The 14,688-nt window shown below is 37.7% G+C and carries 13 protein-coding genes and 2 tRNA genes; 13 read left to right on the top strand and 2 right to left on the bottom strand.

Annotated features, from left to right (window positions below; all coding sequences use genetic code 11):
• Positions 1–44: 44 nt before the first annotated feature.
• From ACH0CI_RS25215 to ACH0CI_RS25160, 12 genes are all read left to right on the top strand, one after another.
• Positions 45–674: a 50S ribosomal protein L25/general stress protein Ctc gene (locus ACH0CI_RS25215; protein WP_028412640.1), complete on the top strand. Its 630-nt coding sequence runs from the start codon at positions 45–47 to the stop codon at positions 672–674.
• 139 nt (positions 675–813) lie between these two features.
• On the top strand, positions 814–1,371 hold the full coding sequence (gene pth, locus ACH0CI_RS25210) for an aminoacyl-tRNA hydrolase (RefSeq protein ID WP_028412641.1): 558 nt from the start codon (positions 814–816) through the stop codon (positions 1,369–1,371).
• A 59-nt stretch (positions 1,372–1,430) separates the two neighbouring features.
• Entirely contained in the window at positions 1,431–1,661 is a 231-nt protein-coding gene (gene fin, locus ACH0CI_RS25205) for an anti-sigma-F factor Fin (RefSeq protein ID WP_013054869.1), read from the top strand.
• Between the two features lie 69 nt (positions 1,662–1,730).
• Positions 1,731–5,261, top strand: coding sequence for a transcription-repair coupling factor (mfd, locus tag ACH0CI_RS25200; protein ID WP_048021886.1), 3,531 nt, complete (start codon positions 1,731–1,733; stop codon positions 5,259–5,261).
• A gap of 249 nt (positions 5,262–5,510) precedes the next feature.
• The gene (gene spoVT, locus ACH0CI_RS25195) at positions 5,511–6,047 is read left to right on the top strand and encodes a stage V sporulation protein T (protein ID WP_028412643.1); all 537 of its coding nucleotides are present in this window, start codon (positions 5,511–5,513) and stop codon (positions 6,045–6,047) included.
• Between the two features lie 229 nt (positions 6,048–6,276).
• Positions 6,277–7,881: a putative polysaccharide biosynthesis protein gene (locus ACH0CI_RS25190; protein WP_335706552.1), complete on the top strand. Its 1,605-nt coding sequence runs from the start codon at positions 6,277–6,279 to the stop codon at positions 7,879–7,881.
• A gap of 12 nt (positions 7,882–7,893) precedes the next feature.
• Positions 7,894–9,354: a bifunctional methyltransferase/pyrophosphohydrolase YabN gene (gene yabN, locus ACH0CI_RS25185; protein WP_335706551.1), complete on the top strand. Its 1,461-nt coding sequence runs from the start codon at positions 7,894–7,896 to the stop codon at positions 9,352–9,354.
• 20 nt (positions 9,355–9,374) lie between these two features.
• Positions 9,375–9,641 (top strand): RNA-binding S4 domain-containing protein, encoded by a 267-nt coding sequence (locus tag ACH0CI_RS25180; protein ID WP_013054875.1) that lies wholly within the window; start codon positions 9,375–9,377, stop codon positions 9,639–9,641.
• Between the two features lie 99 nt (positions 9,642–9,740).
• Positions 9,741–10,046, top strand: a complete 306-nt coding sequence (gene yabP / locus ACH0CI_RS25175) for a sporulation protein YabP (RefSeq protein ID WP_013054876.1) — start codon at positions 9,741–9,743, stop codon at positions 10,044–10,046.
• Positions 10,043–10,666 carry a spore cortex biosynthesis protein YabQ gene (gene yabQ, locus ACH0CI_RS25170; protein WP_028412646.1) on the top strand — a complete coding sequence of 208 codons (624 nt, stop codon included), beginning with the start codon at positions 10,043–10,045 and terminating at the stop codon, positions 10,664–10,666. The genes yabP and yabQ overlap by 4 nt, the downstream gene beginning before the upstream one ends.
• Positions 10,667–10,670: 4 nt before the next feature.
• Complete coding sequence (locus ACH0CI_RS25165; protein ID WP_013054878.1) at positions 10,671–11,042, top strand: FtsB family cell division protein; 372 nt, start codon at positions 10,671–10,673, stop codon at positions 11,040–11,042.
• An 88-nt stretch (positions 11,043–11,130) separates the two neighbouring features.
• Complete coding sequence (locus tag ACH0CI_RS25160) at positions 11,131–11,598, top strand: S1 domain-containing RNA-binding protein (protein WP_013054879.1); 468 nt, start codon at positions 11,131–11,133, stop codon at positions 11,596–11,598.
• A 129-nt stretch (positions 11,599–11,727) separates the two neighbouring features.
• On the opposite strand, the gene ACH0CI_RS25155 is transcribed toward ACH0CI_RS25160, so the two are convergent.
• Together ACH0CI_RS25155 and ACH0CI_RS25150 are read right to left on the bottom strand one after the other, a co-directional pair.
• Positions 11,728–11,799: transfer RNA gene (locus ACH0CI_RS25155), tRNA-Glu, on the bottom strand.
• A gap of 10 nt (positions 11,800–11,809) precedes the next feature.
• Positions 11,810–11,883: transfer RNA gene (locus ACH0CI_RS25150), tRNA-Met, on the bottom strand.
• Positions 11,884–12,195: 312 nt separating this feature from the next.
• On the opposite strand from ACH0CI_RS25150, the gene spoIIE reads away from it, so the two are divergent.
• A complete protein-coding gene (spoIIE, locus tag ACH0CI_RS25145; protein ID WP_013054880.1) occupies positions 12,196–14,673 on the top strand; it encodes a stage II sporulation protein E in 2,478 nt (825 codons plus the stop codon).
• The last annotated feature ends 15 nt before the right edge of the window (positions 14,674–14,688 follow it).

Below are 14,688 nucleotides of genomic sequence, written 5' to 3'. Positions count from 1 at the left end.
AAAGGGTACATTTTAAGTAGAAAACATACTGGAAGGTGAATAGAATGAGTATTTCAATTCAAGCAAATAAAAGAACGGATTTCAAAAATTCTACAAATAGAAAAATTCGCGACGAAGGAAACTTCCCAGCGGTTGTTTACGGAAATAAAACAGAATCCACACCTATTTACTTAAACAGTGCTGATTTTATTAAGACTATTCGTGAAGCAGGACGCAATGGAGTGTTAACATTACAAGTGGACAAGCAAAAATATTCCGTAATGTTACATGATATTCAAACCGATCCATTAAAAAACGAAATTGTCCACGCCGATTTCCAAGTGGTCGACATGAAGAAAGAAATTGATACTGAAGTTTCTTTATCTCTAGTAGGAGAAGCAAAAGGAACAAAAGAAGGCGGCGTATTACAGCAGTCTCTATATGAAATTTCATTAAAAGGCTTGCCGCAAGATATCCCATCATCTATTGATGTAGATGTATCAGATTTGGGAATTAACGATACAATTACAGTAGGGGATATTAAGGTAGATAAAAAGCTAGAAATTACGCATGATGCAGAAGATACAGTTGCTTCTGTACTACCTCCTCAACAGGAAGAAGAGCCGGATAGCGGCGAAGTTCAGGATGCTGAAGGCGACGTTGAAGCAACAAAAGAAAAAGATAGCGAAGAATAATATAAAAAGACGTAACCAAAAGGTTACGTCTTTTTGTGTGAATTGATTATAATAAAAGTGATACTATATAGTAATGTAAAACATTAAAGACATTTACCTATTATGTACAACTTACATAGAGTGGAAAGGAGTATCTATTTTGAAATTAATCGTTGGTTTGGGGAATCCTGGAAAAGAATATGACCGTACTCGCCATAACATAGGATTTATGGCAATTGATAAAATTGCCGAACAGTTTATGATTTCATTAGATAAAACAAAGTTTAACGGAATATATGGAACAGGTATAATAAGAGGAGAAAAAGTCATATTATTAAAGCCTCTAACATATATGAATTTATCAGGAGAAAGTATTCGCCCGTTAATGGACTATTTTGATATAGACGTCGAAGACTTGCTTGTTATTTACGATGACTTAGATTTACCGTGCGGAAAAGTAAGATTGCGTACAAAAGGAAGTCCAGGCGGCCATAACGGAATAAAATCAATTATTCAGCATTTAAAAACCCAAGAGTTTAACCGAATTCGTATTGGAATTGATCGTCCGAAAAACGGTATGAAAGTAGTTGACTATGTACTAGGGCGTTTTACAGAAGATGAAATGGTTCATATGGAAGAAGCGATGAAAACGTCTGTGCACGCGAGTGAAGACTTTTTAGGTCAAACGTTCTTAGAAGTAATGAATCGCTATAATTAAGCAGAATAAAATTTCTCTCAATCGTCCATACTAACACTAAAAGATTTGGGAGGATTTGTATGTCTATTCATTATTTCTGTAGACATTGTGGCGCAAAAGTCGGTATGATAGAAAAGACAGCTCACAATACAGAAGCACTCGGTTTTAATCACCTGACCGCAGATGAACGAAAAGACTTTATTCACTACCATAATAGTGGAGACATCGTGGTTAAAATTATTTGTGAAGACTGTCAAGAAGCGCTAGAACGAAATCCAGACTATCATCAGTACGAAACATTTATACAATAAAAAGCTTTGGTCTCAAACCAAAGCGTTTTTCTGTTTAGTTTAGACATATCATGGGAGGAGGGAATTCCTTTGCGAGGGATTAGACAGCAATTTGAAGAAAATAAAGAAATTGGAGCTGTTGTCAGCAGTTTAGAAGAAGGTTTGAAAGAACAGTTAGTAACGGGAATTTCCGGTTCAGCTCGATCTGTATTAATGGCACTCTTAAATGAGGATAAAAAATACCCCTTATTAGTAGTGACTCATAATTTATATCAAGCCCAAAAAGTGTATGAAGACCTTTTGCACCTTTTACCGGAAAAAGACGTTTTCTTATACCCTGTTAACGATTTAGTTGCTACAGAAGTGGGGATTGCAAGTCCAGAATTAAAGGCTCAGCGAATTGAAGTACTCAATTATTGGAGTCAACATACAGGTGGAGTAGTTGTAACCCCGCTTGCAGGAATTCGAAAGCTGCTGCCTCCTAAAGCAAGATGGGAGCAAACGCAGCTGCCGTTTCAAATGGGAATTGACATCGACGTTGATCATTATTTAAAAAGGTTAGTTGAGTTGGGTTATGAGCGGGCATCGATGGTTTCAGCTCCGGGTGAGTTTAGTGTGCGCGGAGGAATCATTGATATTTATCCGTTAACAGAAGAGCTACCTGTCCGAATTGAACTATTTGATACCGAGATCGATTCCATTCGTACTTTTACAATTGAGGATCAACGCTCTCAAGAACAGTTAAAAGAAATTTCAATCGGCCCTGCTACGGAAATCATTGTGAACCAAAATGAAGTGGCCCAAGGAATTGAAGAACTAGAAGCACAGCTGGCTTCGACGCTGCAGCAAGTGAAAAACGCAGCGCTAAAAGCTACCTTAACAGAAAATATTAAAGGTGAAATTGAACAGCTGCGTCAAGGTCAACTTCTTGAAAATATGTTCAAGTATTTATCATTCTTTTACGAATCGCCTGCTAGTTTACTAGATTATTTACCAGAAGGTGGCCTTGTCATCTTTGATGAAACAACTCGAATTCAAGAGACGTCTGATCAGCTTGAAACAGAGGAAGCTGAATGGATAACAGAATTATTAGGACAGGGGCAAATTGTTCGAGATGTTCAATTATCTCATAAGCTCCCATCTCTTATTCAGCGAGCAAAACATCAGTTTTTATACTTATCGTTATTTTTGAAGCACGTATCGTATACGAGTCCGCAAAATATTATTAATATTTCATGTAAGCAGATGCAGCAGTTTTACGGCCAAATGAACTTATTAAAAAGTGAAATTGAACGTTGGAAAAATGCTAATTATACGGTAGTCCTCTTAGGAGCAGATAAAGAGCGCGTGAAAAAACTCGAAGGTGTGCTAGCAGATTATGATATTGATTCATCTATTTTAGATGGAAATGGCCAGCTTGTGCCAGGTCTTGTTCAAATTATTGAAGGCGATTTACAAATGGGCTTTGAACTGCCGATGCAAAAATTAGCAGTTTTAACCGAGGAAGAATTGTTTAAAAAGCGGATCAAGAAATCAAAGCGTCGTCAAAAGCTTTCCAATGCAGAGCGTATTAAAAGCTATTCAGAGTTAAACGTAGGTGACTATGTCGTTCACGTGAACCACGGTATTGGCCGTTATTTAGGAATGGAAACGTTAGAGATTAACGGTAATCATAAAGATTATATCCATATCAAATATGAAGGCTCTGACAAGCTGTACGTTCCTGTTGAACAGATTGATCAAGTACAAAAATATGTAGGCTCTGAAGGGAAAGAGCCGAAAGTATATAAACTTGGCGGAAATGACTGGAAGAAAGTGAAACGAAAAGTTGAGTCTTCTGTTCAAGACATCGCTGATGACTTAATTAAACTGTATGCAGAGCGCGAAGCAAGTAAAGGTTATGCATTTTCCCCGGATGGCGATTTACAGAGAGAATTTGAAACAGCTTTCCCTTATCAAGAAACCGAAGATCAGCTTCGTTCTGTACAAGAAATTAAAAAGGATATGGAACATGAAAGACCAATGGATCGTCTGCTTTGTGGAGACGTTGGATACGGAAAAACAGAAGTAGCCATTCGTGCTGCGTTTAAAGCTGTGACAGATGGAAAACAAGTGGCTATTTTAGTACCAACCACTATTTTAGCTCAGCAGCATTATGAAACCATCCGTGAGCGTTTTCAAGACTACCCAATTAATATTGGGCTATTGAGCCGCTTTCGCAGCCGTAAACAGCAGCAGGAAACAATTAAAGGGCTAAAAAACGGGACCGTAGATGTAGTGATTGGTACACATCGTTTACTATCTAAAGATGTGATTTATAAGGATTTAGGGTTGTTAGTTATCGATGAAGAGCAACGTTTTGGTGTAACGCACAAGGAAAAAATCAAGCAAATGAAAGCAAACGTTGATGTCCTTACACTTACAGCAACACCTATTCCACGAACATTACATATGTCTATGTTGGGCGTAAGGGATTTGTCTGTTATTGAAACGCCGCCTGAAAATCGTTTTCCGGTTCAAACATATGTAGTGGAGTATAATCCGGTTCTAGTTCGTGAAGCGATTGAGCGTGAGTTAGCGCGTGATGGCCAAGTTTACTTTTTATATAATCGCGTAGAAGATATTGAACGAAAAGCAGAAGAAATTTCGATGCTCGTGCCTGATGCTAGGGTAACGTATGCCCACGGAAAAATGAATGAAACAGAACTCGAAGCGGTTATCTTAAGCTTTTTAGAAGGCGAATATGACGTGATTGTGAGTACAACTATTATCGAAACAGGAGTAGATATTCCAAATGTAAATACGCTCATTGTTAACAATGCTGATAAGATGGGATTATCACAACTGTATCAATTAAGAGGACGCGTAGGTCGTTCAAATCGCGTGGCATATGCGTACTTTACGTATCATAAAGACAAAGTACTGACAGAAGTAGCTGAAAAGCGTCTGCAAGCTATTAAAGAATTCACCGAATTAGGTTCTGGTTTTAAAATTGCTATGCGTGATCTTTCAATACGTGGCGCCGGAAACCTACTGGGTGCTCAGCAGCATGGATTTATCGATTCTGTCGGTTTCGATCTCTATTCACAAATGCTTAAAGAAGCGATAGAGGAAAGACGCGGGTCTGACGGAGAAAGTGTGAAATTTAATGTGGAAATGAACCTGGACTTAGACGCGTATATCCCTGATCAGTACATTACAGACGGCCGCTTGAAAATTGAGATGTATAAGCGCTTTAGAGGAATTGAAGCGCTAGAGGATATTCAAGAACTGCAAGATGAAATGATTGATCGTTTTGGAGAGTATCCGGCTGAGGTTGAGTACTTGTTTAAAGTAGCTGAAACAAAAGTATATGCAACGCAGAACCTAGTAGAATCTATTCTTCAGTCAAAACAAGAAATTTCTATTCTGCTGTCTGAAGAAGCGAGCTCAACGATAGACGGCCAAAAACTATTCATGCTAGGTGATCAATTTGGCAGAATGGTCAGCTTAGGTATGGAAGGCAAGAAAGTAAAATTAGTGGTTAACGTAAAAGGACTTGCTCAAAAAGAATGGCTCAATATTGTGTATCAGTTAGTAAAAGGAGTAGCCACTGTTAAAAAAGAACAAGTTACGAATTAAAAAGAAGGCTCATTTTTGAGCCTTCTTTTTATATAGCCGAAATAAAAATGTCCAAATCCCCATATTTTGGCGGTTTTTTGGACATTTTTTTAATAAAAGCACACTTTTTAACAAAAAAAGAGATGGTTGGTGAATAGAAGTTGTAGAGTGAAGAATACTAACCTCAACAAAGGTGAACCTTTTATCATATAGCCATCAGTGATATTCACCAACTATTTTAATCATCATATGAAAGAGAGGCTTCAATGAATGAAAGCAACAGGTATTGTTCGTCGTATTGATGATTTGGGTCGCGTTGTGATTCCAAAAGAAATTAGAAGAACACTTCGCATCCGAGAGGGAGACCCGCTAGAGATTTTCGTCGATCGCGATGGAGAAGTTATTTTAAAGAAATATTCGCCAATTAGTGAATTAGGAGATTTTGCAAAAGAGTATGGCGAAGCGCTATACGATAGCTTAGGTCATCCTGTACTTATTTGTGACCGCGATGTATTTATTGCGGTAGCAGGAAGCTCTAAAAAAGAATACTTAAATAAAAACATTAGTTCTTTAGTAGAATCTGTTATGGAAAGCCGCAGTTCTTCTTTAGTAACTGATGGGAAAAACCTTGAATTTGTCGATGGATACGAAGAAAATATTTCTTCTTACACAATCGGTCCGATTATTGCAAATGGAGATCCGATTGGAGCTGTTGTCATCTTCTCAAAAGAGAAGTCTCTTGGTGAAGTAGAGCATAAAGCAGCCGAAACGGCAGCTAGCTTCTTATCTCGTCAAATGGAGCAGTAAGCGTAATTATCTTTATTTTACATTATTTACTGAAAAGGTAGCAGTTTCTGCTACCTTTTTTCATGCTGTCTTACCTTAGAAATAAAGAGAACATGATATAATGGTACGGTATTTTATTTATTGGAAAGTGCAGGATGTTTTATAAGAACAAAGCGCTATTCTTCTACAGTTAGCGGCTCATAAAAAGCGTTGTTCACATAATTACAAGCTGCAGGTGAAAGGTGTAGGAATGCAGAAACAATCAAAGCTCTATTCTATTTTTAACGGCGCGATTATTTTAACGCTCGCAGGTTTATTTACGAAAATCTTAAGTGCTACTTACCGTATTCCATATCACCATATTGCGGGAGATATAGGGTTTTATATCTATCAGCAAGTTTATCCGCTATATGGAATTGCGCTACAGCTAGGTACATACGGTTTCCCTGTAATTATTTCAAAGTTAGTAGCCGATTATGTGGCAACAAATCGGAGAAAGGAAATCCGAGGAATACTTCAAGTTTCATTTGCTTTTTTGTTTGTAGTAGGCTGCATAATGTTTTCCCTCCAATATATCTTTGCAGAAACGATTGCCGAGTGGATGGGAGATCGTCAGTTAACGCTTCTCATTCAAATTATTTCATTTTCGTTTTTACTTATTCCGTTTATTGCTGTCATTCGTGGTTATTATCAAGGATTATATAATATGTTTCCTACTGCGTTGTCTCAAATCGCAGAACAAATTGTTCGAGTAGGGACTATTTTGTGCCTATCTATTTTCTTTATCCACCATGGGTATGGTCCTTATACTGCAGGAGCAGGAGCTATTTTTGGTTCCATAACAGGCGGTATAACATCTCTTATTATTTTATGTTTATTTGTTTTTAGAACAAAGACAAATTCTAAGGGAGTATTTCAACGCACAAAAAAAGCAGACATCAAAAAAGTAGTGAAAATCCTTATTATTCAAGGTTTATTAATTTGTATCAGCGCTATGGGTCTGCTGTTTATTCAGCTTATTGATTCCTTTACATTATATTCCGGTCTGACGGCGCATGGCATGGCTGAACAGGCAGCAAAAGTTTCAAAAGGTATTTATGACCGTGGACTTCCGTTGATTCAATTAGGTACAGTAGTAGGTACAGCTTTTTCACTTTCACTTGTACCCGTTATTTCTTCAGCCATTGCGAAAAAGAACTTGTCATTTATGCTTGAAAAAGTTCAGCTGTCTCTCCGACTATCGCTTGTAGTCGGAGTTGGAGCAGCCTTTGGCTTGATTGCGCTGATGAAACCCATTAATATGCTTTTATATAGTAACTCCGACGGAACGGACGTTTTACAAATTTTGAGCTTGTTAGTTATATTTACAACCGTAGCAGCAACTGCTGGAGCTGTGCTTCAGGGGATGGGAGCTGTTTTCGCACCTGTAATAGCCGTCATTGCTGGCATGACGGTTAAACTGATATTGAATCTTTGGCTAATACCAGATTTTCAAACCATAGGAGCAGCCATTGCTTCCTCAGCTGGATTCGCTATTGTTGCAGCAATCAATCTATTTTGTCTGTATAAAAAGCTAGCTGTATCGCTCGTTCCGAAAAAGGCGAGTGGAGGTATTTTTATAACGGGCATAGCAATGGTCATTCTTTTGCAAAGCTATTTATTTTGTTTACATCACTTTGTATGGTCTAATGGTTTAGATACAAGTAAACAAGTGGTTGAAACAGGATCTGGTGTTTTAATAGGCGGTTTGTTTTATTTGTTTATCATTATGAAACAACATATTTTTACCGAAGAGGAATTACGTTTACTTCCAATGGGAAGTGTTTTAGCTAAATACGTATTAAAAAATAAATAAGAAGGTGAAGCAATGACAGGTAAAGTAACAGTTATTGGTTTAGGAGCAGGCGATTTAGAGCAGCTACCCGTAGGCATCTATCGCTTGCTGCAGCAGGAAAAGCATATTTATATGCGCACAAAAGAACATCCTGTAATCAAAGAATTAGAAAGTGAAGGCTTGACGTACGTATCCTATGATGACGTATACGAATCTTATGATGGATTTGAAGAGGTATATGAACATATATCAAATGATTTAATCGATAAAGCTTCAGTAGAAGAAGTGGTGTATGCCGTTCCCGGGCATCCTTTAGTGGCAGAACGTACGGTTCAATTACTTTTACAAAAAGGAAAAGAACGCAGCATTCCTGTTGAAATTAAAGGGGGACAAAGCTTCTTAGATCCAATTTTTGGCGCACTAAAGATCGATCCTATTGAAGGATTTCAGCTGCTAGACGGAACAGACTTAAAGCGAAGCGAAGTAGAGTTAACGGGTCATGTTCTAATTGCTCAAGTGTACGATCAGTTCGTTGCTTCAGAGGTAAAACTAACGCTGATGGAACACGTTCCTGATGATTACCTCGTTTACATTGTAACGGCAGCGGGAAGCAGTGAAGAAAAAATCCAGCCGGTCAAGCTGTATGAATTAGATAGAGAAATGTCGCTCAATAACTTAACGACTATTTATGTCCCTCCAGTAGCGGACGAAACGGTTTTATACCATCAATTTGACTCATTCAGAAGGATTATTGCCACGCTCAGAGGGCCAAACGGATGTCCTTGGGATCAAAAACAAACGCATGAATCGCTCAAGCGCTATTTGCTAGAAGAGTCTTATGAGTTATTAGATGCAATTGACCGTCAAGATGACGATAATATGATTGAAGAGCTCGGTGATGTATTGCTGCAGGTATTGCTTCATGCACAAATCGGTGAAGATGAAGGAATGTTTTCAATTGATGACGTCATTCGCAGTGTTTCAGAGAAAATGGTAAGACGCCATCCGCATGTATTTGGGGAAGTGAGCGTGAATGATGCAGATGAGGTCTTAAAAAATTGGGATGAAATCAAAAAAGAAGAAAAAGGAGAGGAGCCTTCTTCTCTGTTAGCTTCTGTACCTGGGGCTATGCCTTCTTTAATGAAAGCGCACGGATACCAAAAACAAGCTGCAAAAGTTGGTTTCGATTGGTCAGAAGTTGAACCTATGTGGGAAAAAGTACAGGAAGAACTTGCTGAATTCCAAGATGAAGTACAGCATGCTGATAAAGAAAAAATGAGCGATGAATTTGGAGATATTTTATTTGCTTTAGTGAATATTGCAAGATTTTATAAAATCGACTCTGAAGCTGCATTAGCTAAAACGAATACAAAATTTTTAAATCGATTTCAATATATTGAAGAAAAAGTGAGAGCTTCTGAAAAACCATTTGAATCTTTTTCGTTAAAAGAGTTAGATGAATTTTGGGAAGAAGCCAAAAAAACAGGTTTGTAAAACAGAAAGGTGAGGGAATTATGAGGTTAGATAAATTTTTAAAAGTATCACGTTTAATTAAGCGCCGTACATTGGCAAAAGAAGTATCAGACAAGGGCCGTATTACGATTAATGGTATCGTTGCAAAAGCAAGCACAAATGTGAAAGTAGGAGATGAATTAGCCATCACATTTGGCACGAAGAAAATTACCGTTAAAATAGAGGCTCTTCAAGAAGCAGCTAAAAAAGAAGAAGCAGCTAATTTGTACTCAATTGTCAAAGAAGAGCGTATTTCATCTGAAGTATAACTGATGAAGGCTTGTTCTAAATCACCTTTCTCATTCATATGTTTTAAACAACAGATAACAAGAGCGAATGCTCTTAATGAATGAGGTGGGGATGAAGATATGAGCCAATTTTATGAAACAAGCAATTCAAACAAAGACCATACTCCAAATCATGATTTAGTGATGAAGGGTCGGCGTCTCTTAGATATCACGGGTGTGAAGCAGGTAGAGAGCTTTGATAATGAGGAATTTTTACTTGAAACAGTGATGGGTTTCTTGTCAGTTAGAGGGCAAAATCTGCAAATGAAAAATTTAGACGTTGATCAAGGAATTGTATCGATAAAAGGAAAAATCTTTGATATAGTTTACTTAGATGAGAACCAATCGGAGAAGGCTAAAGGATTCTTTAGTAAGTTGTTTCGATGAGTTTAAACATTCAGCTCTATACAATGCTTGCGATGGTATCGATGGGAAGCGGTTTAGGTGCTTCTCTCGATACTTATCGTTACTTTGTTAATCGCTCTAAATCACGCCCATGGTTTGTATTTGTAAATGACGTATTGTTTTGGATGGTGCAAGCTCTTCTCATTTTTTATGTGTTGTTTTTAGTGAATGAAGGAGAACTGCGTTTGTATGCGTTTCTTGCTTTGTTTTGCGGCTTTGCCGCGTATCAAAGCTTATTTCAATCACTGTATTTAAAAGTATTAACATTTACTGTCTCGAGCGTATTAAGTTTATATCGAGGTGTTTTAACGCTTAGTAATATTTTTTTGGTCAAGCCTATCCGCTTCTTTATTCATATTCTACTTGTAGTCGCTTTAGGGATCTACCGAGCTGTTCATAAGCTGCTCGTATTCTGTCTAAAGCTTATTTACTTACCGACTAGGTGGGTTCTTTTCGTATTTTGGAGAATGATGCCTAAACCTGTAAAACGATTTTTACATATGGGTTTTCGGTATATAGAAGGAATTTACAATCGTGCAAAGAATATGATAATGAGAGTCGTTGCATGGGTGAACACTTTAAAAAACAAGGGGGACGACTAATTCAATGAGTGCGGTACGAAAAAAAAAGGTCGCGAAGTTAAATACTGATTATAGCCATAAACAAGAACAAATTAAACAAAATACAGATCGAAAGCGTATCGGTTTAATTAGGCGTTTGACTGTTTTCGGAGTGTTGGCCTTAATCATTGGTGGATTGATGGTATCAGCTTTAATTACGCAAACCTCAGCTATTGAGAACAAAAAAGCTGAGAAGGTAAAATTAGAACAGCAGCTGACAAAATTACAAAGCAAGCAAAAACAGTTAAAAGGTGAAATCGTCAAGTTGAATGACGATGATTATATTAAAAAGATTGCCCGCAGAGATTATTTTTTATCAGAAGACGGGGAAATTATCTTTAATGTAAAAAAAGACTAAACGTATGGTTCGTTGACAGTGTATTTTTGCTTTTTGTATAATATAATAAATTGATTTCTTTTATCATTTAAGGAGGAGCATTTTTTTTATGTCAATCGAAGTAGGCAGCAAGTTACAGGGAAAGGTAACAGGTATTACGAACTTTGGAGCTTTTGTTGAGTTACCAGGAGGTTCAACAGGCTTGGTTCATATCAGTGAAGTAGCTGATAATTACGTAAAGGACATTAACGACCATTTAAAAGTGGGCGACGAAGTTGAAGTCAAAGTAATTAACGTTGAGAAAGATGGTAAAATTGGTCTTTCAATTAAGAAAGCGGTAGACAAACCAGAACGTCCAGAAAGACCAGAGCGTCCTGCAAGAGCGCCACGCTCAGACCGTCCACGTGATTCACGCCCACAACGTAATAACAATCGTGGTGGCGGTAATGATTTCCGTACAAAAGAAACATTCGAACAAAAAATGAATCGTTTCTTAAAAGACAGTGAAGAACGTTTATCTTCCCTAAAACGCCATACCGAATCAAAACGCGGTGGACGCGGTGCAAAACGCGGTTAACTTGCTGCTTATATCAAATAGATAGCGAGTTTTTGGAAAGTACCTTTTATCTAAAAGGTGCTTTTTTTATATGTTTATATGTAAAAAAGAGTAGAAAAAAAGCATGTACTTGTTGTACATGCTTTTTGATGACCCGTACGGGATTCGAACCCGTGTTACCGCCGTGAAAGGGCGGTGTCTTAACCGCTTGACCAACGGGCCGTTATTCGAGTAGCGGCGGAGGGGATCGAACCCCCGACCTCACGGGTATGAACCGTACGCTCTAGCCAGCTGAGCTACACCGCCATTATACGTTCTCTAAAAGACATTTATAATAATATAAAAAAGCAGGGTTATTGTCAATAATTTTTTTGTTACTTTTATAGACTTTTATTTGCTTTTAAAAAAGAATGATGAGCATAGGCTTTCTCTGGGGCGAACAGTATCTCTCATATTTTTTAAATCTCCATGTAAGATTGTACATCTTTTTGTATAGTTTTCAATATAATACTAGAAAATAGTCGAACGATTATAGGTATTTTGCTAGTCCGTTTGACAAAATTTCACCTTTCGCCGCGATATAATAACGAATAAGTATAATTAGCGGGTGGTGGGAGAATGCAAAAGACGGAAAGAGATTTTGCAAGTCCAACAACAGAGGCGGTATTTAACCGAACTAGATTAGAAATGTCCCGTGTATTTACAAAGGCGGGTATGAAAACGGAAAAGGTGTTATTTCAATGGGGATTATTGCTGCTAGTCGTAGGTTTCTTATTAGGACGAGCGTTAATTTTAATGAAAATCATGCCATTTGCTTTGCCATTCTTTGCAGCCGTAATGGCTATAAAGAAAGAAAAAGCACCGTTAGCAAGTTTAGCCGTATTGGCAGGAGCATTTAGTGTTTCCATTCAAAATGGAGGTACCGTATTTGCTACACTATTTGTTTTCTTACTAATTCATCGATTTAGCGGCATACTGACAATGGATCCGTTAAAGAAACTGCCGTTCACTGTATTTAGCGCGATGTTACTTACAAAACTAACTATTTTTTATGTGTTTACCAAGGAATTCACCATGTATGATTTTACATTTGTGGCAGTAGAAGCAGGGTTGAGCTTTATCTTAACAATGATTTTCCTACAAAGCGTGCCTTTAATTTCATATCGAAAGCGAAAACAATCATTAAAAACAGAAGAAGTGATTTCTCTTATTATTTTGTTGGCATCTGTTATGACAGGGACAATAGGGTGGATGATTTACGGCCTTTCGGCTGAACATATATTATCTCGTTACTTAGTATTAGTTTTTGCGTTTGTATCTGGCCCTACGATAGGAGCTACGGTCGGGGTCGTAACCGGTTTAATTTTAAGTTTCGCGAATGTTTCTAGTTTGTACGAAATGAGTTTACTCGCTTTTTCTGGCTTGCTTGGAGGACTTTTAAAAGACGGTAAAAAGCTAGGGGCAGCTCTAGGGCTGGTTGTTGGTTCATTGCTAATTGGCCTATATGCTCAGGCAGATCAAGGATTGACGACTAATTTGTATGAATCACTGACGGCCGTTGTCCTATTTTTATTAACCCCATCTTTTGTTTTGAAAAACTTAAGTAAACTAGTACCAGGGACATCTGAAAATATGCTTGAACAACAGCAGTACGTGCGTAAGATCCGAGATGTAACAGCAAATCGCGTAGAACAGTTTTCAAATGTTTTTCAAGCACTTTCCAAAAGCTTTACGCAAAATGGATTTTACGATGAAAAGCCAAGCGCTGATAAAGAAGTTGATTATTTCTTAAGCAGCGTTACCGAAAGAACGTGCCAATTTTGTTTTAAAAAAGAACAATGCTGGGCACAGCAGTTTGATACAACCTATGAATATATGAAGGAAATTATGCTTGAAGTTGATAATGGCACTCTTGAACAAAATCCAAGGCTAATTCGAGAAATGGACAAACATTGCGTGAAATCGAAAAAAGTCATCGATGTGATTGAGCATGAACTTACGTATTTTAAAGCCAATCAGCACTTAAAAGCACAAATTCAAGAAAGTAGAAGGATTGTAGCAGAACAGCTTCACGGTGTCTCTGAAGTCATGGGGAATTTTGCAAAAGAAATTAAGCGAGAGCGCGAAAATTTAAATGTACAAGAAGAACAGATTTTAGAAGCTCTTCGTAACTTTGGGATGGAAATTAATCAAATTGAAATTTATAGCTTAGAACCTGGAAATGTAGATATTGAAATGTGGGTGCCATATTGTCACGGAAGAGGAGAATGCGAGAAAATTATTGCGCCAATGCTTACGGATATTTTAGGTGAAAGTATTGTAGTAAAGAACGAAGAATGTGCTAAATACCCTCAAGGCTATTGCCACGTTTCGTTTGGCTGTACAAAAGCATACGTTGTTGATACAGGCGTAGCACATGCTGCTAAAGGCGGAGGGTTTGTATCCGGTGACAGCTATTCCATGATTGAGCTAAACGCCGGTAAGTATGCACTAGCTATTAGTGATGGCATGGGAAATGGAGAGCGTGCCCACTATGAAAGCAGCGAAACGCTTCAGCTGTTAAAACAAATTTTACAAACAGGAATAGAAGAGACAATTGCAATCAAATCGATTAACTCTATTTTATCCCTGCGTACAAACGATGAGATCTTTTCGACCTTAGATTTAGCGATGATTGATTTACAAGATGCCAATGTAAACTTCTTGAAAATCGGTTCTACGCCAAGCTTCATCAAACGCGGAGATAAGGTTATTAAAATACAGGCAAGCAATTTGCCAATGGGCATTATTGAAGAATTTGAAGTGGATGTTGTGAATGAACAAATGAAGGCGGAAGACTTGTTAATTATGATGAGTGACGGTGTATTTGAAGGACCGAAACACGTTGAGAACTACGAAATGTGGATGAAGCGAAAAATTGGCGAGCTTCAAACAAACGATCCACAAGAAATTGCAGACTTAATTATGGAAGAAGTTATTCGAACAAAATCAGGTTTAATTGAAGATGATATGACGGTAGTTGTGGCAAAACTTCAGCACAATACCCCGAAATGGTCATCGATTCCTTCTTACGCTTATCGTAAAAAAGCACAATAGTTAGATAGAAGTATA

Source organism: Priestia sp. 179-F W1.4 NHS (assembly GCF_045369295.1).
GTDB lineage: Bacteria > Bacillota > Bacilli > Bacillales > Bacillaceae_H > Priestia > Priestia zanthoxyli.
This window is presented reverse-complemented; position numbering and strand designations above follow the sequence as displayed.

Bases quoted from the DNA above. Each gene is read 5' to 3' on its own strand.
- spoVT (WP_028412643.1), top strand. From the start codon at position 5,511: ATGAAAGCAACAGGTATTGTTCGTCGTATTGATGATTTGGGTCGCGTT.
- yabP (WP_013054876.1), top strand. From the start codon at position 9,741: ATGAGCCAATTTTATGAAACAAGCAATTCAAACAAAGACCATACTCCA.
- ACH0CI_RS25215 (WP_028412640.1), top strand. From the start codon at position 45: ATGAGTATTTCAATTCAAGCAAATAAAAGAACGGATTTCAAAAATTCT.
- ACH0CI_RS25160 (WP_013054879.1), top strand. From the start codon at position 11,131: ATGTCAATCGAAGTAGGCAGCAAGTTACAGGGAAAGGTAACAGGTATT.
- yabN (WP_335706551.1), top strand. From the start codon at position 7,894: ATGACAGGTAAAGTAACAGTTATTGGTTTAGGAGCAGGCGATTTAGAG.
- spoIIE (WP_013054880.1), top strand. From the start codon at position 12,196: ATGCAAAAGACGGAAAGAGATTTTGCAAGTCCAACAACAGAGGCGGTA.
- ACH0CI_RS25190 (WP_335706552.1), top strand. From the start codon at position 6,277: ATGCAGAAACAATCAAAGCTCTATTCTATTTTTAACGGCGCGATTATT.
- ACH0CI_RS25180 (WP_013054875.1), top strand. From the start codon at position 9,375: ATGAGGTTAGATAAATTTTTAAAAGTATCACGTTTAATTAAGCGCCGT.
- yabQ (WP_028412646.1), top strand. From the start codon at position 10,043: ATGAGTTTAAACATTCAGCTCTATACAATGCTTGCGATGGTATCGATG.
- fin (WP_013054869.1), top strand. From the start codon at position 1,431: ATGTCTATTCATTATTTCTGTAGACATTGTGGCGCAAAAGTCGGTATG.
- ACH0CI_RS25165 (WP_013054878.1), top strand. From the start codon at position 10,671: ATGAGTGCGGTACGAAAAAAAAAGGTCGCGAAGTTAAATACTGATTAT.